23 protein-coding genes are annotated in these 21,876 nt (G+C 69.4%); 10 read left to right on the top strand and 13 right to left on the bottom strand.

The features are described from left to right. Nucleotides 1-13: 13 nt before the first annotated feature. Nucleotides 14-949, top strand: coding sequence for a 3-keto-5-aminohexanoate cleavage protein (locus AB7M35_RS18780; protein ID WP_453961948.1), 936 nt, complete (start codon nucleotides 14-16; stop codon nucleotides 947-949). Between the two features lie 40 nt (nucleotides 950-989). Then, on the top strand, nucleotides 990-1,148 hold the full coding sequence (locus tag AB7M35_RS18775) for a hypothetical protein (protein WP_453961947.1): 159 nt from the start codon (nucleotides 990-992) through the stop codon (nucleotides 1,146-1,148). Nucleotides 1,149-1,185: 37 nt separating this feature from the next. Here AB7M35_RS18775 and AB7M35_RS18770 read toward each other — a convergent pair whose 3' ends face one another. Then, entirely contained in the window at nucleotides 1,186-1,839 is a 654-nt protein-coding gene (locus tag AB7M35_RS18770; RefSeq protein WP_453961946.1) for a hypothetical protein, read from the bottom strand. A 141-nt stretch (nucleotides 1,840-1,980) separates the two neighbouring features. Next, nucleotides 1,981-2,307: a hypothetical protein gene (locus tag AB7M35_RS18765; RefSeq protein WP_453961945.1), complete on the bottom strand. Its 327-nt coding sequence runs from the start codon at nucleotides 2,305-2,307 to the stop codon at nucleotides 1,981-1,983. 234 nt (nucleotides 2,308-2,541) lie between these two features. Between AB7M35_RS18765 and AB7M35_RS18760 the strand changes: the two genes are divergently transcribed. Together AB7M35_RS18760 and AB7M35_RS18755 are read left to right on the top strand one after the other, a co-directional pair. Beyond that, complete coding sequence (locus tag AB7M35_RS18760; protein WP_453961944.1) at nucleotides 2,542-4,362, top strand: ABC-F family ATP-binding cassette domain-containing protein; 1,821 nt, start codon at nucleotides 2,542-2,544, stop codon at nucleotides 4,360-4,362. Then, complete coding sequence (locus AB7M35_RS18755) at nucleotides 4,362-5,189, top strand: TrmH family RNA methyltransferase (protein WP_453961943.1); 828 nt, start codon at nucleotides 4,362-4,364, stop codon at nucleotides 5,187-5,189. The genes AB7M35_RS18760 and AB7M35_RS18755 overlap by 1 nt, the downstream gene beginning before the upstream one ends. A gap of 263 nt (nucleotides 5,190-5,452) precedes the next feature. On the opposite strand, the gene AB7M35_RS18750 is transcribed toward AB7M35_RS18755, so the two are convergent. After that, nucleotides 5,453-5,998, bottom strand: coding sequence for an adenine phosphoribosyltransferase (locus tag AB7M35_RS18750; RefSeq protein ID WP_453961942.1), 546 nt, complete (start codon nucleotides 5,996-5,998; stop codon nucleotides 5,453-5,455). Between the two features lie 161 nt (nucleotides 5,999-6,159). On the opposite strand from AB7M35_RS18750, the gene AB7M35_RS18745 reads away from it, so the two are divergent. Then, nucleotides 6,160-6,777, top strand: coding sequence for a lysozyme inhibitor LprI family protein (locus AB7M35_RS18745; protein WP_453961941.1), 618 nt, complete (start codon nucleotides 6,160-6,162; stop codon nucleotides 6,775-6,777). Nucleotides 6,778-6,879: 102 nt separating this feature from the next. Here AB7M35_RS18745 and truA read toward each other — a convergent pair whose 3' ends face one another. The 3 genes from truA to def form a co-directional block, all read right to left on the bottom strand. Beyond that, the gene (gene truA, locus AB7M35_RS18740; protein WP_453961940.1) at nucleotides 6,880-7,617 is read right to left on the bottom strand and encodes a tRNA pseudouridine(38-40) synthase TruA; all 738 of its coding nucleotides are present in this window, start codon (nucleotides 7,615-7,617) and stop codon (nucleotides 6,880-6,882) included. Between the two features lie 141 nt (nucleotides 7,618-7,758). Continuing rightward, entirely contained in the window at nucleotides 7,759-8,691 is a 933-nt protein-coding gene (gene fmt, locus AB7M35_RS18735) for a methionyl-tRNA formyltransferase (protein WP_453961939.1), read from the bottom strand. Nucleotides 8,692-8,738: 47 nt separating this feature from the next. Beyond that, nucleotides 8,739-9,269 carry a peptide deformylase gene (def, locus tag AB7M35_RS18730; protein ID WP_453962569.1) on the bottom strand — a complete coding sequence of 177 codons (531 nt, stop codon included), beginning with the start codon at nucleotides 9,267-9,269 and terminating at the stop codon, nucleotides 8,739-8,741. 147 nt (nucleotides 9,270-9,416) lie between these two features. Here def and AB7M35_RS18725 point away from each other — a divergent pair, with 147 nt between their 5' ends. Further along, a complete protein-coding gene (locus AB7M35_RS18725; protein WP_453961938.1) occupies nucleotides 9,417-10,556 on the top strand; it encodes a DNA recombination protein RmuC in 1,140 nt (379 codons plus the stop codon). Between the two features lie 62 nt (nucleotides 10,557-10,618). Next, a complete protein-coding gene (locus AB7M35_RS18720; protein WP_453961937.1) occupies nucleotides 10,619-11,563 on the top strand; it encodes a 2-hydroxyacid dehydrogenase in 945 nt (314 codons plus the stop codon). A 39-nt stretch (nucleotides 11,564-11,602) separates the two neighbouring features. Here the strand turns inward: AB7M35_RS18720 and AB7M35_RS18715 are convergent, their stop codons facing one another. The 3 genes from AB7M35_RS18715 to AB7M35_RS18705 form a co-directional block, all read right to left on the bottom strand. Further along, nucleotides 11,603-12,472, bottom strand: coding sequence for a C40 family peptidase (locus tag AB7M35_RS18715; protein WP_453961936.1), 870 nt, complete (start codon nucleotides 12,470-12,472; stop codon nucleotides 11,603-11,605). Next, the gene (locus AB7M35_RS18710; protein WP_453961935.1) at nucleotides 12,469-13,848 is read right to left on the bottom strand and encodes a leucyl aminopeptidase family protein; all 1,380 of its coding nucleotides are present in this window, start codon (nucleotides 13,846-13,848) and stop codon (nucleotides 12,469-12,471) included. Before AB7M35_RS18710 ends, AB7M35_RS18715 begins: the two co-directional genes overlap by 4 nt. 154 nt (nucleotides 13,849-14,002) lie before the next feature. Further along, the gene (locus AB7M35_RS18705; RefSeq protein ID WP_453961934.1) at nucleotides 14,003-14,167 is read right to left on the bottom strand and encodes a hypothetical protein; all 165 of its coding nucleotides are present in this window, start codon (nucleotides 14,165-14,167) and stop codon (nucleotides 14,003-14,005) included. 441 nt (nucleotides 14,168-14,608) lie between these two features. Between AB7M35_RS18705 and AB7M35_RS18700 the strand changes: the two genes are divergently transcribed. Continuing rightward, complete coding sequence (locus AB7M35_RS18700) at nucleotides 14,609-14,737, top strand: hypothetical protein (protein ID WP_453961933.1); 129 nt, start codon at nucleotides 14,609-14,611, stop codon at nucleotides 14,735-14,737. 294 nt (nucleotides 14,738-15,031) lie between these two features. Beyond that, nucleotides 15,032-15,535, top strand: coding sequence for a MaoC/PaaZ C-terminal domain-containing protein (locus AB7M35_RS18695; RefSeq protein ID WP_453961932.1), 504 nt, complete (start codon nucleotides 15,032-15,034; stop codon nucleotides 15,533-15,535). 100 nt (nucleotides 15,536-15,635) lie between these two features. On the opposite strand, the gene AB7M35_RS18690 is transcribed toward AB7M35_RS18695, so the two are convergent. The 4 genes from AB7M35_RS18690 to AB7M35_RS18675 form a co-directional block, all read right to left on the bottom strand. Next, nucleotides 15,636-17,135: a phosphomannomutase/phosphoglucomutase gene (locus tag AB7M35_RS18690; protein ID WP_453961931.1), complete on the bottom strand. Its 1,500-nt coding sequence runs from the start codon at nucleotides 17,133-17,135 to the stop codon at nucleotides 15,636-15,638. Nucleotides 17,136-17,450: 315 nt separating this feature from the next. Continuing rightward, nucleotides 17,451-18,080 (bottom strand): uracil phosphoribosyltransferase, encoded by a 630-nt coding sequence (gene upp, locus AB7M35_RS18685; protein ID WP_453961930.1) that lies wholly within the window; start codon nucleotides 18,078-18,080, stop codon nucleotides 17,451-17,453. 37 nt (nucleotides 18,081-18,117) lie between these two features. Further along, complete coding sequence (locus tag AB7M35_RS18680) at nucleotides 18,118-19,353, bottom strand: DUF1688 family protein (protein ID WP_453961929.1); 1,236 nt, start codon at nucleotides 19,351-19,353, stop codon at nucleotides 18,118-18,120. Next, nucleotides 19,343-20,599, bottom strand: coding sequence for a GTP cyclohydrolase II (locus AB7M35_RS18675; protein ID WP_453961928.1), 1,257 nt, complete (start codon nucleotides 20,597-20,599; stop codon nucleotides 19,343-19,345). Before AB7M35_RS18675 ends, AB7M35_RS18680 begins: the two co-directional genes overlap by 11 nt. Before the next feature lie 242 nt (nucleotides 20,600-20,841). On the opposite strand from AB7M35_RS18675, the gene glk reads away from it, so the two are divergent. After that, nucleotides 20,842-21,867 (top strand): glucokinase, encoded by a 1,026-nt coding sequence (gene glk / locus AB7M35_RS18670; RefSeq protein WP_453961927.1) that lies wholly within the window; start codon nucleotides 20,842-20,844, stop codon nucleotides 21,865-21,867. The last annotated feature ends 9 nt before the right edge of the window (nucleotides 21,868-21,876 follow it).

Raw genomic sequence — 21,876 nt, 5'->3', positions numbered from 1 at the left:
CCAGGAGACTTTCATGGCCCGCGGGCGTCCGAAGACGATCATCACCTGCGCCATCACCGGCGCGATCCACACGCCGACCATGTCGGATGCCTTGCCCTACACCGCCGAGGACATCGCGCGGCAGGCGATCGACGCCGCCGAGGCCGGCGCGGCGATCCTGCACCTGCACGCCCGAAACCCGGCGAACGGCGCCGTCTCCATCAGCACCGAGGACTTCGAGCGCTTCCTGCCGGTGATCAAGCAGTCCACCGACGCGGTCATCAACATCTCTACCGGCGGCAGCCTGAAGACCACCATCGAGGAGCGAATCGCGCCGGCCAACCGCTTCTCGCCGGAGATGTGCTCGCTCAACATGGGCTCGATCAACTTCTCCTTCCATCCGCTGGCCAAGCGCTACGACAGCTGGAAGTTCGACTGGGAGAAGGACTACGTCGCCGAATCCGACACCTACATCTTCCGCAACACCTTCCGCGACATTGCCCAGGTGGCGAACACGCTCGGACCGAAAGGCATCAAGTTCGAGCACGAGTGCTACGACGTCGGCCACCTCTACAATCTGAAATTCGGCATGGACACGGGCCTGTTCCAGGCGCCGATCTTCCTGCAGTTCGTGCTCGGCATCCTCGGCGGCATCGGTGCGGAGGTGGACAATCTGGTGTTCATGAAGCGCACCGCCGACCGGCTGTTCGGCGACAACTACCAATGGTCGGTGCTGGGCGCGGGTGCGGCGCAGATGCCGCTCGCGACCACCGCCGTGCAGCTCGGCGGCAACGTCAGGGTCGGACTGGAGGACTCGCTGTTCCTCGGGCGCGGCCAGATGGCCGCCTCCAACGCCGAGCAGGTCACCAAGATCCGCCGCATCATCGAGGACCTCGGCCACGAAATCGCGACGCCCGACGAGGCCCGCGAGATGCTGGCGCTGAAGGGCGGAGATCGCGTCGACTTCTGATCTTCGGACCCGTCGCTCCGCAAGACACCCGGAGACCGCCATGCTGACGCTCTCTCACGCGGGGACGTCGGTCCGTTCCATCAAGGCCCGTCTCGTGATGCACGAGACGGGCCTGCCGTGGACCTCGGTCGAGCTGGACCTGGTGCGCGGCGGCCGGGTGCTGGTGGAATCGAGCATCATCATCGGCTACCTGGCGTAGATCGCCGAACCCGGAGAGCCGCGCGCTCCGGGCTTGCTCACACTTCGATCAGCGTGTCGATGAAGCGGAAGTAGCGCTGCAGCTTGGGGCGGTCCGCATCGGCCGGATCGACGTAGGTGATGGTGTTGCGCCCCCGGCAGTCGGTCGGCAGCACCATGCAGCGGATGAAGGTGGTCGGCTCGCGCTCGGTCGTCGGAGCAAGGACGGGATCGGGCCCGCGCTCGAACCAGGCCTCGTCGGCCCCGTAGCGGTGGCTCTCGCCGGTCTGGCGGATCTCGATCTCGCCGCTCTTCACGACGCGGATGCCCGGGCCGGGATGGACATGGGTGTGGGCCACCGCGCCCGGCGGGAAGTCGACGCGGTCGAGGCGCATGACGTAGCGCCCAGGCACCGCGATGTCGTCCAGCGGACGCTCGAGCTTCAGATGGGAGCCGGCAAGCGCGGAAGGATCGGCCGCCTGCGGCGACAACTGCCAGGACCAGACCCGCGACGGCGCCTCGGCGCGCAGCGTCAGCTCACCCTGCGCATAGGCACCCGCATTCTCGCCCAGGCGGCGGATGTCGCGACGATCTGTGGCGGTGACCTCCCCCGAGGCAACGTAGATCATGCGGTGCGCGACGGCGGGCAGTACCGCTTCGCCGCCCGCGTCGTCGAGCGTGGTCTCGATCAGGCTCATCACCAGTCCGGCCATGCTTGCTCCTCCCTTGTTCTGCTTGTTGGTGCGGAAACTTACCCCCTCCTCCGGCCTGCGTCGCGCCCGAACGCAGAACGGCCCCGACGGGATCCGCCGGGGCCGTTCGAAGACCGTCAGATGGGGCGTGGGCCGACGCGCTCAGGCTGCGGCGGCGTAGATCCGTTCGGCGACGTCGCGCGCCACGTAGCGCCCCTTCCAGGACCGCTGGGGCGAGAACAGCCAGCCGAGCGCGCTCTGGGACAGCCAGGGGAAGAAATCGCGGGTGATCTCGGCGATGAACAGCCGGTCGCCCTGGCCGACCGAGGCGCGCAGGCTGCCGTAGATGGTGTCGGATTCGCGCGCGGTGTCGATGAGCCAGAAGTCGTCGCTGACCCGGTAGGTGTCGCCGAAGCGCTCGCCGAGCTCGGCGTCGAAGGCGCTCGATCGCGCCGCGTTCGATCCGTAGTAGACCGCGTAGACCGTCATGCCCCGTCCCTCCAGTTGTACCCCGGTGCCGACCCGGGATCCGGCTCAACTCGACTGACAGGGTCGCGCCAACATGGTTAATGGCCGGTTAACCCGGACGAAGATGGCGCGTGGCTGAAACGTTCGATCGCGACGAGCGAACCGTCTCATTTCGCCACGCCCCGTTGTTTCCGGCCTGCCCGGCGTTTATCTCTGCCGTCCGAACCACGCCGTCAGATCCCGAGTTTCCGATTTATGGCCCAGCCTCCGATCCTGACGCTTCAGGACATCCACCTGACCTTCGGTCGCACGACCCTGCTCGACGGCGCCGAAATGACGCTCGGGCCACAGGAGCGGCTGTGCCTGGTCGGCCGAAACGGCTCGGGCAAGTCGACGCTCCTGAAGATCGCGGCAGGCATCGTCGAAGCCGATTCCGGCCGGCGCTTCGTGCAGCCGGGCGCCACCATCCGCTACCTCGTCCAGGAGCCCGACCTCAGCGGGTTCGCCACCGTGCGCGACTACGTCGACGACGGCCTGGCGCCCGGCGATGCGAGCCATTCCGGCCAGATCCTGCTGGAGGCGCTCGGCCTGACCGGTGACGAGGAGCCCGGCCGGCTGTCCGGCGGCGAGGCGCGCCGGGCCGCGCTCGCCCGCGCGCTGGCGCCGGAACCCGACGTGCTGCTCCTCGACGAGCCCACCAACCATCTGGACCTTCCTGCCATCGAATGGCTGGAGGCCACCCTGAAGGCGCGCCGCGGCGCGCTGGTGCTGATCAGCCATGACCGGCGGTTTCTGGAAGCGCTGTCCGGCTCGACCACCTGGCTCGACCGCGGCACCACCCGCCATCTCGATCGAGGCTTCGCGCACTTCGAGGACTGGCGCGACGAGGTGATCGCGGCGGAGGAGAAGGAACGCTCCCGCCTGGACCAGCGGATCGCCCAGGAAAACGAATGGCTGCGCTACGGCGTGACCGCCCGGCGCAAGCGCAACATGGGCCGCCTGCGCGCGCTGCATTCCATGCGCGAGGAGCGGCAGAACCTGCGCCGCGCCGTCGGCAACGTCACCATGGCGGCCAGCGAGGCGGGCTCCTCGGGCAAGCGTGTCGTCGCGGCGGAAGGGATCTCCAAGGCCTATGGCGGCCGGCCGATCGTCAGCGACCTCACCATCAAGATCAATCGCGGCGACCGGCTCGGCATCGTCGGCCCCAACGGCGCCGGCAAGACCACGCTGATCAACCTGCTCACCGGCAACCTCGCCCCCGACGAGGGAGAGGTGCGCATCGGCACCCAGATCGAGCTCGTCTCGCTCGACCAGCGCCGGGCGGCCCTCGATCCCACCGAGACCCTGTGGAAGACGCTGACCGGCGGCTCCAGCGACACCATCATGGTGGGCGGCACGCCCCGCCATGTCGCCGGCTACCTGAAGGACTTCCTGTTCCTCCCCGAGCAGGCGCGCTCGCCGGTTTCGGCGCTCTCCGGCGGCGAGCGGGGCCGCCTGATGCTGGCGCTCGCCTTCGCCCGGCCGTCCAACGTCATGATCCTCGACGAGCCGACCAACGATCTGGACCTGGAAACCCTCGACCTGCTGGCGGAGCTGATCGCCGACTATTCCGGCACCGTGCTGCTGGTCAGCCATGACCGCGACTTCCTCGACCGCACTGTGACCTCGGTGCTGGCCTCCGAAGGCGACGGCAAATGGGTCGAGTATGCGGGCGGCTACACCGACATGCTGTCCCAGCGCGGCGCACGCTCGGGCGAGGCCTCAGACGAGACGACGGGCAGCTCGAAGCGCGGGGGCGCCGACAAGGGCAAGGGCGCGCGCGCCGAAAAGCGCGGCAAGCTCTCTTTCCGCGACAAGCACGACCTGGAAACGCTGCCGGGCAAGATCGACGCGCTGGATGCCGAGATGGCGGCCCTGCAGGCGAAGCTCGCCGATCCCGCGCTGTTCACCAAGAACCCGGACGCCTTCCAGAAGGCGACCGACGAGCTGGCTGCCAAGGCGGCGGATCGCAACGCCGCCGAGGAGCGCTGGCTGGAGCTCGAGATCCTGAAGGAAGAGCTCGAAACGGCGCGGTGATGACCGACGTGGCGGCAGGGGCCGACTCCTTTCCGGACTTCCTCCGGATCGAGGATCCGGAGGATCCGCGGATCGCGGCCTATCGCGACATCCGCGAGCGAGATCTCGTCGGCCGCGAGGAGAGCTTCATAGCCGAAGGCGCGGTTGTGCTGGATGTCCTCCTCAAGCGCTCGCCCTACCGCCCCCGCTCGATGCTCGTCGCCGAAAACCGGATAGACGCGGCGCGGCGGCTGCTTGCCGGCACCGCCCCCGACTTTCCGGTCTACACAGCGAACCGGACCGTGATGGACGCCGTCGCCGGCTTTCCGCTGCATCGGGGGATGCTGGCCCACGGCCACCGGGGTCCCCTTCCCGACTGGCGCGCGTTGCTGCCGCTGGCCGGACAGAAGGCACGGATCGCGGTGCTGGTCGGGCTGGCCAACCACGACAACGTCGGCGGCATCTTCCGCAACGCGGCTGCCTTCGGTGCCGATGCCGTGCTGCTCGACCCCACCTCTTGCGATCCGTTCTACCGCAAGGCCATCCGCGTCTCCGTCGGTGGCAGCCTGATGGTGCCGTTCGCCCGCTTCGCCGACACGTCGGAACTGCTCGACGGGCTGCGGAACGCCGACATCGAGCCGCTGGCGCTCACACCCGCCGGCGATAGGACGCTGTCCGCCCTGCCCGCGCCGGCGAGGGCGGCGGTGTTCCTCGGTGCGGAAGGCCCCGGGCTGCCGGCCGACGTGCTCGGCCGCATGACCACCGTGCGCATCCCGATGTCCGAACGCTTCGATTCGCTGAATGTGGCAACGACGTCGGGCATCGTGCTGCACCACCTCGCCACGTGAGGCACCGACGGCGCGGGCGCTCTGCGGGTTTCCGGGGGTGCTTTCGTCAACGGTTGGCGGCTAAGGTCGCGCCGCCCTGCGGGCTCCCGCTGACAGCCACTCGGCTGGCGGATCGGGCCGCAGGCGCACCGTGTCCCGCGCGACCGATACCGGCTCCAGTCGGTGTCAGTGACGCGGCGGGGCCGGCGGCCGGCACATGAGGCTGGGGGGCCGTGCCGGCCGCCCCATTTTCGGGGCGGGGTCCGGCGGGTGGGCCGCCTCCCTCAGTCTCCCTCGAACGACATCAGCGTGTGGACGACGAGCCCCTTCTCGCGGAGCTTCTGCGAGCCGCCGAGCGCCGGCAGGTCGATGACGAAGGCCGCGCCGACGATCTCCGCGCCGGAGCGCCGTAACAGCTCGATCGCCGCGTCGGCCGTGCCACCAGTGGCGATCAGGTCGTCGATGACCAGCACCCGCTGTCCGGGTGCGATCGCGTCGGCATGGATCTCGATGGTGTCGACGCCGTATTCCAACGTGTAGTCCTGACCGATCGTCTTGCCAGGCAGCTTGCCCTTCTTGCGGATCGGCACGAAGCCGCGACCGAGTTCGTGGGCCACCGCGCCGCCGAGGATGAAGCCCCGCGCCTCGATCCCCACGACGATGTCCACCGGCTCGCGCAGATAGGGCCAGAGCAGCCCGTCCACGGCGGTCCGCAGTCCGATCGGATCGGCGATCAGCGTGGTGATGTCGCGGAACTGGATCCCGGGCTTCGGATAGTCGGGGATGGTGCGCACCAGATCGTAGAGCGCAGGTTTCTCGTAGCCGGACATCGAGGTGCCGTTCCTCCTGCAGAAAATGAGCCCCCCACGGGGTGCGCGGGCAGCATATGACATAGCCCGCCGCTTCACCGACCGGATAGGATGCTTTCCAGGTTGTGACAAGGACCGCCGGCCCGGGACCGGCACGGTCCAATGAACGGGAAACACCCCAGATGGGTCACTTGTTTCGCATCGGATTGCTCGCCGCCGCCCTGATGGCGACGATGCCTGCCGCGGTCCAGGCCGCGAGCTTCGACTGCGCCAAGGCCGCTAGCCGCACGGAAAAGACGATCTGCGGTGATGCCACCCTCTCCGGGCTCGACGGCGACCTCGGCACCGCCTATCGCGACCTGATGGGCCGCATCGACTTCGACGACGCGCTGGTTGCGCTCCTCAAGAAGAGCCAGCGCGACTGGATCAAGACGCGCGATGCCTGCGCGGACGCGGCGTGCATGGCGTCGGCCTACCGGTCCCGGATCGCCGAGATCGAGGGTCGCTCGAGCCCCGAGGACGGCGACTACGCGATGGGCGACGTTGCGCTCTTCGTGCGCGACCTGGGCCCCAAGCTGCGCATCGTGGCGGTTTCGGGCGGCAACGTGCGCTGGGTGTGTACGTACTCGGGCGTCGCGAAGCCGATCGGCGCGCACCGTTTTTCCGTCGGCGACGAGAATATGACCGTGACCTTCGCCAAGGACATTGCGACCGTCGACGACACCGAGGCGAACCGGGCGATCGAGCAGGACTATTGCGGCATGAACGGCCACATGCTCGGCGACTACGACCGGGAGTAGTCCGGCCAAGCCGAGCTGTTCCGGCCGCCCGCCTGGCCGTCTCCACCCACCGCTCTCAGCGCGGAGCCGGAAGCAAGCGCCGCGGCGCGCGCGACGAAGCCCTCAATAATCCACGCGCATCAGATACAGCCCGTCGGGCGGCGCGACGGGGCCGCAGCGGGTGCGGTCGGCGGCCTTGAGCGCGGCTTCCAGGTCGGCCGGCCGCCATTTGCCCGTCCCCACCTGAACCAGCGAGCCCACCAGCGACCGCACCTGGTTGTGCAGGAACGACCGGGCCGACGCCATCACGGTGATCTCGTCGGCGGCCCGCATGACGTCGAGCCGGTCCAGAGTCTTGACCGGGCTGGCCGACTGGCAGTGGGTGGAGCGGAAGGTGGTGAAGTCGTGATGGCCGAGGAGGCGCTGGGCGCCAGCGTGCATGGCCTCGGCGTCGAGGGGAGCCGACACCTGCCAGGCAAGCCCGGCATCCACGGTGAGCGGCGCCCGGCGGTTGACGATGCGGTAGAGATAGTGCCGGGCCGTCGCCGAGAAGCGGGCATCGAAGTCGTCGGCCACCCGCTCGGCCGCGACCACCGCAACCGGATCCGGACGCAGGTGCGCGTTGGTGGCGTCGCGGACGGTGTCGCCGGGCCATTCCTTCGCGAGGTCCACGTGGGCGACCTGGCCGAGGGCATGGACGCCAGAATCCGTGCGGCCCGCCCCGCCGATGGTGACGGTTTCGCTAGCGAACGCGCTTATCGCCTCCTCCAGCCGGCCCTGAACGGAGAGCCCCTCGGCCTGGCGCTGCCAGCCAACGAAGGGGCCGCCGTCATATTCGATGGTCAGCTTGTAGCGGGGCATCCGACACGTGCTTTCAACTGCGGGCGACCGGCGCATGACGCCACTCCCGGGCAATCAGCCTAGAGTGGCATGGCCGGCCATTCTTGCGATCCGGTGTCGGACGGACAACCGAAAGGGCGCTTTCCTGCGCCCCGAAATTGCTCAGAGAAGCGCGGCCCCGGGCGCCAGCCGCAGGCCGCGGAAGACCTCGTCGGCGGCCATCGGCGCCTTGCCGGCACGCTGCACCTGCACCAGCCGCACCGCGCCCTCGCCGCAGGCCACCAGCCCTTCGGCATCGAGCACCGATCCGGGGGCACCGGTCCCCTCCTCGCGGCGGCTGCGCAGGACCTTCATGCGCTCGGTCTTTCCGCCCACGTCGACCTCGCACCACGCCCCTGGAAACGGCGACAGGCCGCGGATGTGATTGTGGACCTCGGACGCCGGTCGCGACCAGTGGATGCGGGCTTCTTCCTTGGCGATCTTGTCGGCGTAGGTGACGCCCTCCTCGCTCTGGGGCACCGCGTCGAGCGTCCCGCGCTCGATGGCGCCCAGCGCGCGCACCATCAGGTCCGCGCCCAGGCGGGCCAGCACGTCGTGCAGGTCGGAAGCCGTCATGTCGTCGCCGATCGCCACCTTCTCGATCATGCAGACCGGGCCGGTGTCGAGGCCGGCTTCCATCCGCATGACGGCAACGCCGGTCTCCCTGTCGCCGGCCATGATCGCGCGCTGGATGGGGGCCGCACCGCGCCAGCGCGGCAGGATCGAGGCGTGGACGTTGAAGCAGCCGGCTTCGGGGATCTCCAGGATCGAGCGCGGCAGGATCATCCCGTAGGCGATCACGATCGCCGCGTCGGCGCCGTGGCTCGCGAACGCCGCCGCCGCTTCCTCGCCCTTCAGGGTCGAGGGCGTGAGCACCGGCAGGCCGAAGCGCTCGGCCGTCTCGTGCACCGGCGACTTGCGCGCCTCCATGCCCCGGCCGGCGCGGGCCGGCGCGCGGGTGTAGACCGCAGCCACGTCGTGGCCCTGGCCGACGATCTCGGTGAGCGCCGGCACGGCGAAATCGGGCGTGCCCATGAAGACGAGCCTGAGCGGCATCGGATATCCCGTGCTGTGACCGCCGCCGCGGGGCGCGGCGGCAAGGATCAGGCTTTCTCGGTGGCGGCCTGGCGGGCCTGCTTGACGAACTTCTTGGTCACCCGGTCACGCTTCAGGCGCGACAGATAGTCGATGAACAGAACGCCGTTCAGGTGGTCGATCTCGTGCTGGAGACAGGTGGCGAGGATACCGCCCGCCTTAATCTCCCGAGGATCGCCGTTGCGATCGAGGAAGCGCACGGCGACCTCGGCCGGCCGCTCCACGTCCTCGTAGTATTCCGGGATCGAGAGGCAGCCTTCCTGATGAACGCGCAGCTCATCGGAGCTCCAGACGATCTCCGGGTTGACCAGCGCCATCGGCCGCCGCTCCTCCTCGTCGTCTTCGCCCCCCACGTCGCAGACGATGACGCGGTCGAGCACGCCGATCTGCGGCGCCGCCAGGCCGATGCCCGGCGCGGCGTACATGGTCTCCAGCATGTCGTCGATGAGGGCGCGCACGCCGTCATCCACCGCGCCGACCGGAGCGGCGACCTTGCGGAGGGTGGGGTCCGGTATCAGAAGGATCGATCGTTTGGACATCATGCCGATTTATTGTCTGCAACGCTTTCGGTCAACGGATCGGCGGCTCGCACGGCCGCATTCCCCGACTGCCTGCACGCCCCGGGCAAGCATCGGCGGAACAAACCGCGAATCAGCTATCCTCCGGGAATGTCGGATCCGATCTTCGTGTTTCAAGGCCACGCGGTGACCCAGACCGAGGCGCTGCTGGGCGCCGCGGCGGTGGTGATCGTCATCCTGCTGGTCGCGGTCCTCCGCCTTTCCGCCCGCAAGGGGGGCTCCGGCGACACCGAGGCGGCACGCGCGATGGAAGCCCAGATGGCCCAGATCGTCCGCATGCAGGCGGAAACGTCGGGCCGGCTGCAGACCGTGGCGGAAGTGTTCGGCAGCCGCCAGTCGGAGCTGACGCGGGCCGTGTCGGAGCGCCTCGACGGCATGGGCCACCGGCTCGGCACCTCGATGTCGCAGTCGTCGAACGCGACCCACGAGACGCTGCGCCAGCTGCACGAACGGCTGGCCGTCATCGACCGCGCCCAGCGCACCATGTCGGGGCTTTCCGACCAGGTATCGCAGCTGGAGCGGATCTTCGCCGACAAGCAGAGCCGCGGCGCCTTCGGCCAGGCGCGGATGGAGGCGATCATCCGCGACGGACTGCCGGAGGGCGCCTTCTCGTTCCAGCCGACGCTGTCGACCGGGGTGCGCCCCGACTGCACGATCCGGCTGCCGAACGGCGCGCCGGTGCTGTGCATCGACGCGAAGTTTCCGCTCGAGGCGTTCGCGCGGATCGAGGCGGCCGACACCGATGCCGCCCTGAAGGAAGCCCAGCAGGGCGCGCGCCGCGACCTCATCAAGCACATCGACGACGTGCGGAAGAAGTATCTGGTGCCGGGCGAAACCCAGGACATCGCCTTCGTGTTCGTGCCGTCGGAATCGCTGTTCGGCCAGATCCACGACCGCTTTCCCGACGTCATCCAGCGCGCCTACCGGGCCCGGGTGGTGATCCTGTCGCCGACGCTGCTGCAGCTTGCGATCCAGGTGGTTGTCACCGTCATCCGCGACGCCCGCATCCGCGAGGAGGCGCACGTGATCCGTGCCGAGGTCGGCCACCTGATGGACGACGTGGACCGCATGACCGAGCGGGTGATGAAGCTGCAGCAGCACTTCGGCCAGGCCCAGCGGGACGTCGAGCAGATCGTCATCTCCGCGGAGAAGGTGGCCAAGCGCGGCGGCCGGATCGAGGCGCTGGACATCGAGCCGGACGCCGCCGGCCGGCCCGCCTCCCCCATGCCGATGGCCGGCGAGGCCTGACCGGCGGCCACTCCTCCGTACGCGCGCTTGATCTCGGCGCCCGGCTCGGGCACCTGATCGCCATGAGCATTCTCTTCGCAGCCCGGGGCTTCACGCCCGAACCGTGGCGCCGCCACCTGGAAGCCGTCGCGGACGGTCGCCGGGTCGTCGTTCACGGCACCGACCCCTACGACCCGGCGGACATCCGGTACGCGGTCGTCTGGCAGCCGCCACGCGACCTGCTGGCCGGGCTTCCCAATCTCGACGTCATCTTCAACCTCGGCGCCGGCGTCGACGCGCTGCTGGCCGACAGCTCGCTGCCCGACCGGCCGATCGTGCGCGCCGTCGATCCCGACATGACGGGGCGGATGACGGAATGGGTGGTGCTGCAGGTGCTGACCCACCATCGCGGCGCGCTGCGCTTCCAGGCGCGTCAACGGGCGCACGAATGGCGGTCGGAGAACTTCCCGGCGGCGACCGAGCTCCGGGTCGGCGTGATGGGCATGGGGGTGCTCGGCTCCGACGCCGCCGCCGTGCTGCAGCGGCTCGGCTACCAGGTCACCGGCTGGAATCGCTCGGCGAAGAGCGTCGAGGGGATCGAGGTCGTCTCCGGCGCCGCGGCGCTCGACGGCTTCCTGGCGCGCACCGACATCCTGGTTGTGCTGCTGCCGCTGACGCCGGAAACGCGCGGCCTTCTCGACGCCGCGCTGTTTGCCCGGCTCGCCCGCGACGGCGCGCTCGGCGGACCGGTGCTGATCAACGCCGGGCGGGGCGGCCTGCAGGTCGAGACCGACATCCTGGCGGCGCTGGAGGACGGCACCCTGAAGGGCGCCTCCCTCGATGTGTTCGAGACCGAACCGCTCCCGGCGACGAGCCCGCTCTGGGACCGTCCGGACGTGGTGATCACCCCGCACGTCGCAGCCGAGAGCAATCCGGCCGCCATCTGCCGGGGCGTCCGGGCCCAGATCGCGGCGTTCGAGCGCGGCGAGCCGCTCCAGAACGTCGTCGACCGCGTCCGGGGCTACTGAGCGGAACGCCAAACGTCGGCGCCTGCAGCCCCCTGCGAGCTAGGAAGCCGGCAGGATGCGCCGGACGGTGCGGACCGGGCCCACGCTGGTGGCGATGCGCTCACGCGCCTCGTCCACCGGCTCGATGACCGTCATCATGTGGAAGCCGTTGGCGTGCAGCAGCTGGCCGCCGTCGATCATGACGCCGACGTGGCCGGGCCAGAACAGAAGGTCGCCACGCGCCAGCCCCTTGTCCTCCACGGCCGTGCCGAGCCCGGCCTCCTGCATGTCGGAATCCCGGGGCGCGGCGATGCCCGCCATCCGGCAGGCGATCTGCATCAGCCCCGAACAGTCGATGCCGGCCCGCGTCGTGCCGCCCCAGAGATAGGGCGTTCCGAGGAAGGTTTCGGCGACCGCGACCCAGTCGGGCGCGGTCTCGCCGAGCGGCGCCAGGTGCTTGGCGACGACCGCCCCGCCGGTGGCGAGCTTGGCGTAGGTCAGGCCGCCGCGGATCTCGGGGCCGCCGACCGCGACCGACGCGCCCATCGGCAGCGTCGCGCGCGGCGGCAGCTTCAGGTCCGGCCCCGGGAACAGGAAGGTCGACGGGACGGTGACCCGATGGGTCGGCGCGGGATCGGGGTCCCCCAGATCCTCCACCGGCATGTAGCCGACGTAGCCGTCCTCCTCCCGCTGGCACCAGGCCCAGCCCTCGGCGGTCTCCTCGAAGACGCGCACCAGGTCGCCCGCCAGCGCCTCGGTGTCGAGAGGTCCGTCGGCGCGTGGTTCGCGCCGCATCGGGGCGATCGCCGCGCTTACCCGGCGCAGCGTGCCGTCCACGAACCGCTCGGCGCTCACCTGGTCCCGAAGGCGGGCGTCGGCGAGGTCCGGGCGGGTGGCGTTCAGGCGGCGGTCCAGGGTTTCGGTGCTCATCGGGTGGCTCCGGCCCGCTCCTTGAGAAGCGCATAGAGCGCCCGGATGACCTGGGCCGCCGCCCCCTTCGGATGGCCGGGCCGGTCGCTCTGGGACCAGGCGTAGATGTCGAGGTGGGCCCAGGAGCCGGCCTTCTCCACGAAGCGCTCCAGGAACAGCGCGGCGGTGATCGCGCCGGCGAGCGGCTGGGTGGTGATGTGGTTGATGTCGGCGATGTCCGACTTCAGCCACGACCGGTAGCCGGGCCACAGCGGCAGCCGCCAGCTCGGATCGTTGACCGCCGCGCCGTGGCGGGCGATCGCCTCCGCCAGCGCGTCGTCGGCGGTGAACAGCGCCGGCAGCTCCGGCCCGAGCGCGACGCGAGCGGCGCCGGTCAGCGTGGCGAAGTCGATCATCAGCTCCGGCGCCTCCTCGTCGGCGAGCGCCAGCGCATCGGCGAGGATCAGGCGGCCCTCGGCGTCGGTGTTGCCGATCTCGACGGAGAGGCCCTTGCGGCTCTTGAACACGTCGCCCGGACGGAAGGCGTTGCCGGAAATGGCGTTCTCCACCGTCGGGATCAGCAGCCGCAGCCGGACCGGCAGCGCGGCATCCATAATCATCTGGGCAAGGCCGAGGGCATGCGCCGCGCCGCCCATGTCCTTCTTCATGAGCAGCATGGCGCTCGCAGGCTTGATGTCGAGCCCGCCGGTGTCGAACACCACGCCCTTGCCCACCAGCGTCACCTTCGGCGCGTCCTCCGGCCCCCACTTGAGGTCGACCAGGCGCGGCGCGCGCGGGCTCGCGGCACCCACCGCGTGGATCAGCGGGAAGCCCTCCTCCAGCGCCTTGCCCTCGATGACGGTCACGGTAGCGCCGTAGCGTTCGCCGACCCGGCGCACCGCCGCGGCGACCTCGGCCGGTCCGAGCTCGTTGGCGGGCGCGTTGACCAGGTCGCGGGTCAGCCGCGCGGCGGCGACCATGCGGTCGACATCGGCCCCATCAACCGACGCGGGCACGACGAGGCGGACGGGCTTCTCCTTCGAGGCGACATAGCGCTCGTAGCGATAGGCCGACAGCGCGAAGCCGAGCACGGCCTGGGCCGGATCGTCGAAGCCGCTCTCGAGGCGGTAGGTCCCGGCGGGAAGCTTGTGGAGGGCCGCGGCGGCGAACGGATCCGCCTCGCCGGCCCCGAGGCCCAGAAGGGCCGCGCCGATTCCCCCGTCCGGGCCGGGAAGCGCCAGCACGCTGGCGGCCTTGCCGGCAAAGCCGTTGGCGCGCGCCCAGTCCTTCATCGGCGGGGCAAGGCCCTCGACGATGCTGTCGGCATTGGCGGCGGTGGCGGCGTAGATGGGAATAGCCCCGGCTTCAGCCGAGGTCTCGACGAGACACGCGTCCAACTTCTGCACTCCCTGGCGATCCGGGCACCTGGCGCGCCCGGTGCGGGCGGCAGGTCATCCGGAGTCCTTTTAGCAGCTTGTCGGACGACCGAAAGGGAGAGCCCTTTCGCAACCGGCGGCGGAAGGCCCGCCGCCGTCAATTCTCACGGAGCGGTCAGATTCCCGCCCCGAATATCCAGCCCACCAGACCCACGATCGGACCGCCGACCGCCATCAGCGCGACGGCGATGGCCGAAGCCAGAAGTGCCGCGACGAGCCCAAGCTCTCCGGAACTTCCAACCCGTCCCATCGGGTTCAACTGTTTGACTTGGGTCCGCATGACCCTACTCCCGCTTGTTCGCTTGTATTCCGCCACGCCGATCTCTTCTGGCTCACTCGTGACGACTGCCTCACAAGCAGGACCATGGGGATCGGCCCCTTGCGCAAGCGTTAACCCGACCCCCGAGACTGCATCCGGACCCGGCGAATCAGGCTGCAGGGTTAATTTCTTCTAAGTGAATTGCGGCGAATTATCGGGGAGCCAGACGAACCGCGGTTCAACGGGGGGTGAGCCCGGTGCAAGCCCGGCGGCCGATACAGCCTTGAATGGGAGCGGCTTCTCGGCTCTCCCGGAGGGCGAAGATGCACTCATTGCCTGTATTTTCTCAGGAATCCCGCCGCGCGCGCCTCAGAAACGCACCCGTTGCACTTTTTTCTTGAAATCGGGCGCACAAGGTGCATATTAGTGCTCAGGCACAACAGACAATAAACGGAGGCCACCATGTTGAATGAACTCGTCCTCGGCCGCGCTCTCTATGTCCGGTCGCAGAAGCACGATGAGCCCCGGAGCCCCAGCCGCATCGTCAGCACCACCCGTGGTGCCTGGCACTGGCTGACGGCCCGCTCCTAAGACGCGACTGAAAGGCGCGGCTCCCCGAGAGCCGCGCTTTTCGTCGTTCGGGATGTCTCCGTAAGCATTGCGGCCCCGCTGCCCGACGAACCGGGCGCGGGGCCGCATCGTTTGTGGGGAACCGCGCCGCCGGCGCCGTCCGATCGGACGGGACAGTCCGGAAAGGCCAACGATCCCCGCGTCTTGCCGGCCCATCCGACGAAAGAGTGGATCGCCTTTTGCCGGTAATGCTACGACTTGATGAACCACCCGCCGTTTCCGGTCGCGGGCGACAATGCGTTCAGGGAGTTCCAGATGGCGGCAGGCGAAGCGTCCACGCGCTTGGACGACGCGGCAGATCGTGAGCACGCCGCCCGGCGCTACTTCGAGGACCTCGAAGAAGGCGAGCACCTGCCGTCGCTTTCGGTCACGCTGAGCGAGGCCGACATCATCGCCTTCGGCACCGCCTACGATCCGCAGCCCTTCCACATCGATCCCGACGCGGCGAAGGCCTCGATCTTCGGCGGCCTCGTGGCCTCGGGCATCCACACGCTCGCGGCCTGCACGCGGCTGGTGGTGGACGGTCAGAAGGGTCTGGTGGTGGTGTCGGGACTGGGGCTCGATTCCGTGTCGTTCTCGAACCCGGTGATGGCCGGCGACCGGCTGACCATCGACGCCTGGTGGAGCGATCTCAAGCGCTCGGCCTCGAAGCCCGGCCGCGGCTTCGCGCGCCTCAACTGCCGCATCCGCAATCAGGACGGCGTGATCGTCGCCGACTTCGCCTACCGCTACCTGATCGCCAGCCGGCCAACCGGCTGACACCTTCGGCGGGCACACCCCGAGCGGCGCGGCCCCGCGCCTCCCCCGCCAGATCCGTCAGGCAGCGCCGGGCATCTGCCGGCACTGCCTCAATGCCGGTTCAGATCGTCTGGTTGTAGGCGCCGACTTCCGGGTTTTCCCGCAGCACGCCGTCGACGGCCTTGAACATCTCGCGCATCCGCGCTTCCGACACCGGGCTCTCGATGACGACCACGAGTTCCGGCTTGTTGGAGGACGCGCGGACCAGGCCCCAGGTGCCGTCGTCGGAGACGACGCGGACGCCGTTGACGGTGATCAGGTCCTCGATCCCGTGCCCGGCAACGGTCTCGCCCGCCGCCTTCATGTCCTTGAAGCGCTTCACCACCTTGTCGACGACGCCGTACTTGGTTTCGTCGTCGCAGTGCGGCGACATGGTCGGCGTCTGCCAGGTCTTCTGAAGCTCGCCGCGCAGGTCCGACATGGACTTCGACGGATTGCGGTCGAGCATTTCCATGATGGCGATGGCCGAGATCAGGCCGTCGTCGTAGCCGCGCCCGACCGGCGGATTGAAGAAGAAGTGGCCGGACTTCTCGAAGCCGGCGATCGCCTTCAGCTCGGTGACGCGGCGCTTGATGTGCGAGTGGCCCGTCTTCCAGTAGTCGATGTGGGCGCCGTTCTCCTTCAGCACCGGATCGGTCTGATAGAGGCCGGTCGACTTCACGTCGGCCACGAAGGTCGCGTTCGGATGCAGCTTGGAGAGGTCGCGGGCGAGCATCACGCCGACCACGTCGGCGTAGATCTCCTGGCCCTTCTCGTCGATGACGCCGCAGCGGTCCCCGTCGCCGTCGAAGCCGAAGCCGACATCGGCCTTGTGCTCCAGCACCGCGTCGCGGATGGCGTGGAGCATCTCCAGGTCTTCCGGATTCGGGTTGTATTTCGGGAAGGTGAAGTCGAGCTCGGTGTCGAGCGGGACCACCTCCACGCCGAGGCGCGCCAGCACGTCCGGCGCGAACGCGCCGGCGGTGCCGTTCCCGCAGGCGGCGACCACCTTCAGCGGACGCTTGATCTTCCGGTTCTGGACGAGGTCGTCCATGTAGCGCTGGGCGAAGCCCTCGACGAACTCGTAGGAGCCGCCCCCCGACAGGTCGAACGCGGCCGACAGCACGATCTCCTTCAGGCGCCCCATCTCGTCGGGGCCGAAGGTGCGCGGGCGGTCGGCGCCCATCTTCACGCCCGTCCAGCCGTTCTCGTTGTGGGACGCGGTCACCATGGCGACCGCCGGCACGTCGAGTTCGAACTGGGCGAAATAGGCCATCGGGGTGACGGCCAGGCCGATGTCGTGGACCTTGCAGCCGGCGGCCATCAGGCCGGACACCAGCGCCATCTTGATGGAGGACGAATAGGACCGGAAATCGTGGCCGGTGACGATCTCCTGGGGCTTGCCCATCTCCTTCAGGAGCGTGCCGATGCCCATGCCGAGCGCCTGGACGCCCATGACATTGATCTCCTCGCCGAAGATCCAGCGGGCGTCGTACTCGCGAAAGCCGGTCGCCTTGACCATCGGTTCGGATTCATAGGCGTAGGTGTTCGGCGTCAGCTGCGGCTTCGGCGTGGGAAACATGCGGTGGGTCCTCCTGAAGCACCCGGTCGCGCCGGCCGGCGCCTTGCGGATGCCTGAACATCATCGGTCCGGGCCCGACGATCCCGCGTCCGAGAGACGGGACCGGGCCGGACGATACTTCGAGCATTTCCTCTCGACCGGTCTGGGACCTTTTCCGGCCGGGTGTGCACCCGGACGACAAGACCTGGTTCCAGATCCAGATACCTGAGCAATTCCTTGGCGTTCGGATCGTCACGATCCGGACGCCCCATGCTCTAGAGCATTTTCGAACGGAGGGGAATCGCGGGACGCCCCGATCGTGCGTCGGGCTGCCGTCTATTTCGTGCCGAACAGCCGGTCGCCGGCATCGCCGAGACCGGGATAGATGAAGGCCTCGGCGTTCAGGCCGTCGTCGATGGCCGCCGTGAAGATGGGCACGTCGGGATGGTGATCGCGCAGCGCCGTCACCCCCTCCGGCGCCGCCAGCAGGCAGACGAACCGGATCTCGCCGGCACCGGCTTCCTTCAGTCGGTCGACGGCGGCGATGGCCGAATGACCGGTCGCCAGCATCGGGTCGATGACGATGGTCAGGCGCTCTGCGATGCCCTCGGGCGCCTTGAAATAATACTCGACCGCCTGGCGCGTATCGGGATCGCGGTAGAGCCCGATGTGGGCGACGCGCGCCGACGGCACCAGTTCGAGCATGCCATCGAGGAGGCCGGTCCCGGCGCGCAGGATGGGCGCGAACACCAGCTTCTTTCCCGCCAGCACCGGCGACATCATCGTGGTCACCGGCGTCTCGATCTCCACATCCTCCAGCGGCAGGTCGCGGGTGGTCTCGTAGCAGAGCAGCATGGCGAGCTCGCGCACCAGCCGGCGGAAGCCCGCGGTCGAGGTTTCCTTCCGGCGCAGAAGGGTCAGCTTGTGCCGCACCAGCGGATGGTCGACCACCGTCACGCCCTGCATGTTGCCCTTGCTCCCGCCGCGCGTTGAGGAAGATGGATCAGAAGACGGTGCCGTCGCTTGCGACCCGCAACGGTGGGCTGCCGTCGGCGCGCCGCTCGTAGGCGATCGCACGGCCGGCCGCCCAGCTCCCGCCCTCCAGCAAGCAGGCAAGCGGGAACGCCGCCGCGCCGATGTCGAGCCGCTCGCGCACCGCATCCGCCAGCCGGTCCAGCAGCGCCACCGTCATCCCCCGCCAGCCGACGACGAGCGGGCTGTCGACGGCGTGCTCGCGCTCCGCGTCGGCCGGGTCCTTCAGCTGCAGCACGCCGGTGTCGAGAAACAGGCCCCCGTTGCGGTATTCCGCCAGGCCGGGAAGCCCGTCGAGGTCGGTCACCGTGACGCCGGCGAGGTCGAGCGGTTCGATCAGCGACAGCGCCAGCCATGTGGACAGCTTGTGGAAAGCCACGAGGTCGGACCCCACCGTCCCGTCGGCCAGCGACGGATGCGGCCAGGTGTCTCCGAGCGGCATCCCCATGAGCTCGAGCCGGCCGGGAAACACCGGGGTCAGCGCATCGAGGATGACGTCGAGGATGGTCGCGGCCGGCAGCATCTCGTCGCGCGCCTCGGCGACGAGGGCGTCGATCAGACCGCCGGGCCGGGGATCGTCCTCGATGGCGAAGAGATCGCGCCGGTTCTCCATGACGTGGGCGAGCCGCGCCAGAAGCTGGGTGCGGCCCGCAAGCCCGACGATGGGATTGTCCGGCCCCGCCTGCATGCCGCTCGCCAGCTCCTCCTCGGTCAGCCGCGCCAGCACGACGGCGTCGGCGCGCAGCGGGTCGGCCGGCACGCCGGAGAACAGGCCGGCGGCAAACATCGCCAGCGACGCGATGGCGAGGCCCTCCGAGCGGGCGTGCGTCTCCCCGGTGAGCTCTTCCCGGTAACGCCAGGCGGGCCCGGCGCCCGCATCCAGCAGCACGCTCACCACCGCCAGATCGCCGGCGGCGCGCGCCGCCTGCCGCGGATCAGCGAACTCGCGGGCGGCGGCCAGCATGCCCCAGCGGTCAAGGCCGCCGGTCTCGAAATGGCGCCAGCGGGAATGCAGCGGCACCGAGAGATCCGGATAGCGCGCCTTCGTAACCGCCACGACCCGGTCCGCCGCCTCGCCGAGCCGATCGAGATGCAGGGTGAACCCCGGCAGCGCGCCCTCTTCCGCCAGCGCGAAGATCCGGGCCGCTCCGGCGCGCACCGCATCGGCGCGCATGAGCGCGGCGTAGGCCTCTCGTTCAGACGTCATCGATCCCCCGTCCGCGAACCGCGGCGAGCCCGCCGTCCGCCTTCGCAGGCTCCGGCGTGTAGTAGCCGGCCGCCTTCTTCGCCTCGATCTCGACGTGGGCATCGGCGGGCACCCGATCCTCCGGGATGGGCACCCGCTCGCCGATCGCTACGCCGGCCTTGATCATCGCGTCGTACTTCATATTCGACATCGAGACGAACCGGTCGATGCGGGTGACGCCCAGCCAGTGGAAAACATCGGGCATAAGTTCCTGGAAGCGCGCGTCCTGGACGCCGGCCACGCATTCGGTCCGCTCGAAGTAGGCTTCCGCGGTGTCGCCGGTGCGCTTGCGGGCGTTGTAGACGAGGAACTTGGTGACCTCGCCGAGCGCCCGCCCCTCCTTGCGGTTGTAGACGACGAGGCCGGTCCCGCCGGCCTGGGCGCCGAGGATGCATTCCTCGATGCCGTGCAGGAGATAGGGCCGGCAGGTGCAGATGTCGGAGCCGAACACGTCGGATCCGTTGCACTCGTCGTGCACCCGGCAGGTGACGGCGCGCCGCGGATCGCCGAGCCCCGCCGGATCGCCGAAGATGTAGACCGTCGCCCCGCCGATCGGCGGCAGGAAGACGTGCAGGTCCGGCCGGGTGACCAGTTCCGGGTACATGCCGCCGGTCTGCTCGAAGAGCACGCGGCGGAGCGCGCTCTCGGCCACGTCGAAGCGCGACGCGATGCCCGGGAGATACCAGACGGGGTCGATGGCGATCTTGGTGACCGCCACCTCGCCTCCGGCGCGCAGGACCGTGCCGTCGGGCGTCAGCCGGCCGGCGGCGATGGCGTTGGCGATTTCCGCCATGTGCAGCCTGGAGCGGGTGACGGCGATGGTCGGGCGGATGTCCACCCCCTCGGCGATCAGGTCGCCGAACGCCTCGCCGACCAGATGGCCCCACGGATCGAGCGCCACGATCGCCGCCGGGTCGCGCCAGGCGTCGTTGACCGGGATGTCGGCCACCGGCGACGTGTTGGCGAGATCCGGCCGCTGGAGCGGATTCAGCGCACCGGCCGACACCGCCAGCGCGCGGTAGAGCGAATAGGCGCCGCCGTGGGCGCCGATGACATTGCGGTCGGACGGCCGGGTGACCGATCCGACGACCGGGCCGCGCTCGGCCGCGGTCGGCGCGCCCCAGCGGATGGGAAAGCGCACGGGCGCGCCGGCGCCGGGATGGGAGGTCAGCCGGATGTGGGACGCGCGATTCGACGGGATGGCCATGAGGGACTGAACATTCCTGGAAAGGTTGCCACCGCTTACATATCGTGGTCTCCCCCGCGCCACGCCAACGCCAATCTTCTCTTTTGTTCAAGCACGTTGACCGGGGCGCCCGGGCACGGCCAAATGGGGCGGGTCGCAACCCGTGCGGCACGACGGCCTCGAAATCTCGCCCTTTCGCGCGACCCGGTCCTGCCCTCGTGCGTTGTCCCTTCGATCGACCCACGCAGATTCAAGGAATGCACATGGCGCGACAGCACGGTGACAACGAGCCGCTCGCCTTCCCCATCCTGATTGCCGACATCGGCGGGACCAACGCCCGGTTCGCCATGATTCCGGACGCCTACGGGGACCTGAAGCACTTCCCGACCGTCACGACGTCGGACTATCCGACCCCGGTCGCGGCGATCGAGCAGGCCGTTCTCGCCCACACCTCGCTGCTGCCCAAGTCCATCGTGATGGCCATCGCGGGGCCGGTGGACCTGCCGCCGATCAAGCTCACCAACGCCGAATGGACCATCGAGCCAGAAGCGATGATCGAGACGTTCGGCTTCCGCGACGTCGTCGTCATCAACGACTTCGAGGCGCTGGCGCTCGCCCTCCCGTCGCTCGACGAGTCGAACCTGGTCCGGCTCGGCGGCGGCGAACCGCGCGAGCACGCGCCGCGGGTGGTGATCGGGCCCGGCACCGGGCTCGGCGTCGCCTCGCTGGTTTCGGCCGCCGGACGGCTGACGCCGATCCCCGGCGAAGGCGGCCACGTGGCGCTCGGCCCGGAGACCGACGAGGACTTCGCGCTGTGGCCGCACTTCGAGCGCTTCCACGGGCGCATCACCACTGAGACGCTGCTCTCCGGCGCCGGCATCGTGCGTCTCTACCGGGGGGTCTGCGCGGCCGGCGGCCTGACGCCGGATCACGCCACCCCGGAACACGTGAGCGAACTGGCGCTCGCCGGCGATCCGGCCGCGCTGCAGGCGATGCGCCTGTTCTGCACCTATCTCGGCCGCTTCTCCGGCGACCTCGCGCTCATCTTCCTCGCCCACGGCGGCGTCTATATCGCCGGCGGCATCGGCCCGAAGATCATGCGCTTCCTGTCCGACGGCCATTTCCGCTCGGCGTTCGAGGCGAAGGCGCCGCACGAGGCCATCATGCGGACCATCCCGACCTGGCTGGTCACCCACGACCGGCCGGCGCTGGAGGGGCTCGCCGCCTTCGCGCGCACACCGACGCGATTCGCCATGTCGCTGCAGGGCCGCCGCTTCAAGCCACGGTAGCCGGGGCTC

It is taken from the genome of Amorphus suaedae, assembly GCF_053629675.1.
Note: the sequence above shows the minus strand (reverse complement) of the source record. Positions and strands in the feature narration are given on the sequence as shown.

Coding starts and splice junctions, on each gene's coding strand:
- AB7M35_RS18780 (WP_453961948.1), top strand. CDS start 14: ATGGCCCGCGGGCGTCCGAAGACGATCATCACCTGCGCCATCACCGGC.
- AB7M35_RS18775 (WP_453961947.1), top strand. CDS start 990: ATGCTGACGCTCTCTCACGCGGGGACGTCGGTCCGTTCCATCAAGGCC.
- AB7M35_RS18770 (WP_453961946.1), bottom strand. CDS start 1,839: ATGGCCGGACTGGTGATGAGCCTGATCGAGACCACGCTCGACGACGCG.
- AB7M35_RS18765 (WP_453961945.1), bottom strand. CDS start 2,307: ATGACGGTCTACGCGGTCTACTACGGATCGAACGCGGCGCGATCGAGC.
- AB7M35_RS18760 (WP_453961944.1), top strand. CDS start 2,542: ATGGCCCAGCCTCCGATCCTGACGCTTCAGGACATCCACCTGACCTTC.
- AB7M35_RS18755 (WP_453961943.1), top strand. CDS start 4,362: ATGACCGACGTGGCGGCAGGGGCCGACTCCTTTCCGGACTTCCTCCGG.
- AB7M35_RS18750 (WP_453961942.1), bottom strand. CDS start 5,998: ATGTCCGGCTACGAGAAACCTGCGCTCTACGATCTGGTGCGCACCATC.
- AB7M35_RS18745 (WP_453961941.1), top strand. CDS start 6,160: ATGGGTCACTTGTTTCGCATCGGATTGCTCGCCGCCGCCCTGATGGCG.
- truA (WP_453961940.1), bottom strand. CDS start 7,617: ATGCCCCGCTACAAGCTGACCATCGAATATGACGGCGGCCCCTTCGTT.
- fmt (WP_453961939.1), bottom strand. CDS start 8,691: ATGCCGCTCAGGCTCGTCTTCATGGGCACGCCCGATTTCGCCGTGCCG.
- def (WP_453962569.1), bottom strand. CDS start 9,269: ATGTCCAAACGATCGATCCTTCTGATACCGGACCCCACCCTCCGCAAG.
- AB7M35_RS18720 (WP_453961937.1), top strand. CDS start 10,619: ATGAGCATTCTCTTCGCAGCCCGGGGCTTCACGCCCGAACCGTGGCGC.
- AB7M35_RS18715 (WP_453961936.1), bottom strand. CDS start 12,472: ATGAGCACCGAAACCCTGGACCGCCGCCTGAACGCCACCCGCCCGGAC.
- AB7M35_RS18705 (WP_453961934.1), bottom strand. CDS start 14,167: ATGCGGACCCAAGTCAAACAGTTGAACCCGATGGGACGGGTTGGAAGT.
- AB7M35_RS18700 (WP_453961933.1), top strand. CDS start 14,609: ATGTTGAATGAACTCGTCCTCGGCCGCGCTCTCTATGTCCGGTCGCAG.
- AB7M35_RS18695 (WP_453961932.1), top strand. CDS start 15,032: ATGGCGGCAGGCGAAGCGTCCACGCGCTTGGACGACGCGGCAGATCGT.
- AB7M35_RS18690 (WP_453961931.1), bottom strand. CDS start 17,135: ATGTTTCCCACGCCGAAGCCGCAGCTGACGCCGAACACCTACGCCTAT.
- upp (WP_453961930.1), bottom strand. CDS start 18,080: ATGCAGGGCGTGACGGTGGTCGACCATCCGCTGGTGCGGCACAAGCTG.
- AB7M35_RS18680 (WP_453961929.1), bottom strand. CDS start 19,353: ATGACGTCTGAACGAGAGGCCTACGCCGCGCTCATGCGCGCCGATGCG.
- AB7M35_RS18675 (WP_453961928.1), bottom strand. CDS start 20,599: ATGGCCATCCCGTCGAATCGCGCGTCCCACATCCGGCTGACCTCCCAT.
- glk (WP_453961927.1), top strand. CDS start 20,842: ATGGCGCGACAGCACGGTGACAACGAGCCGCTCGCCTTCCCCATCCTG.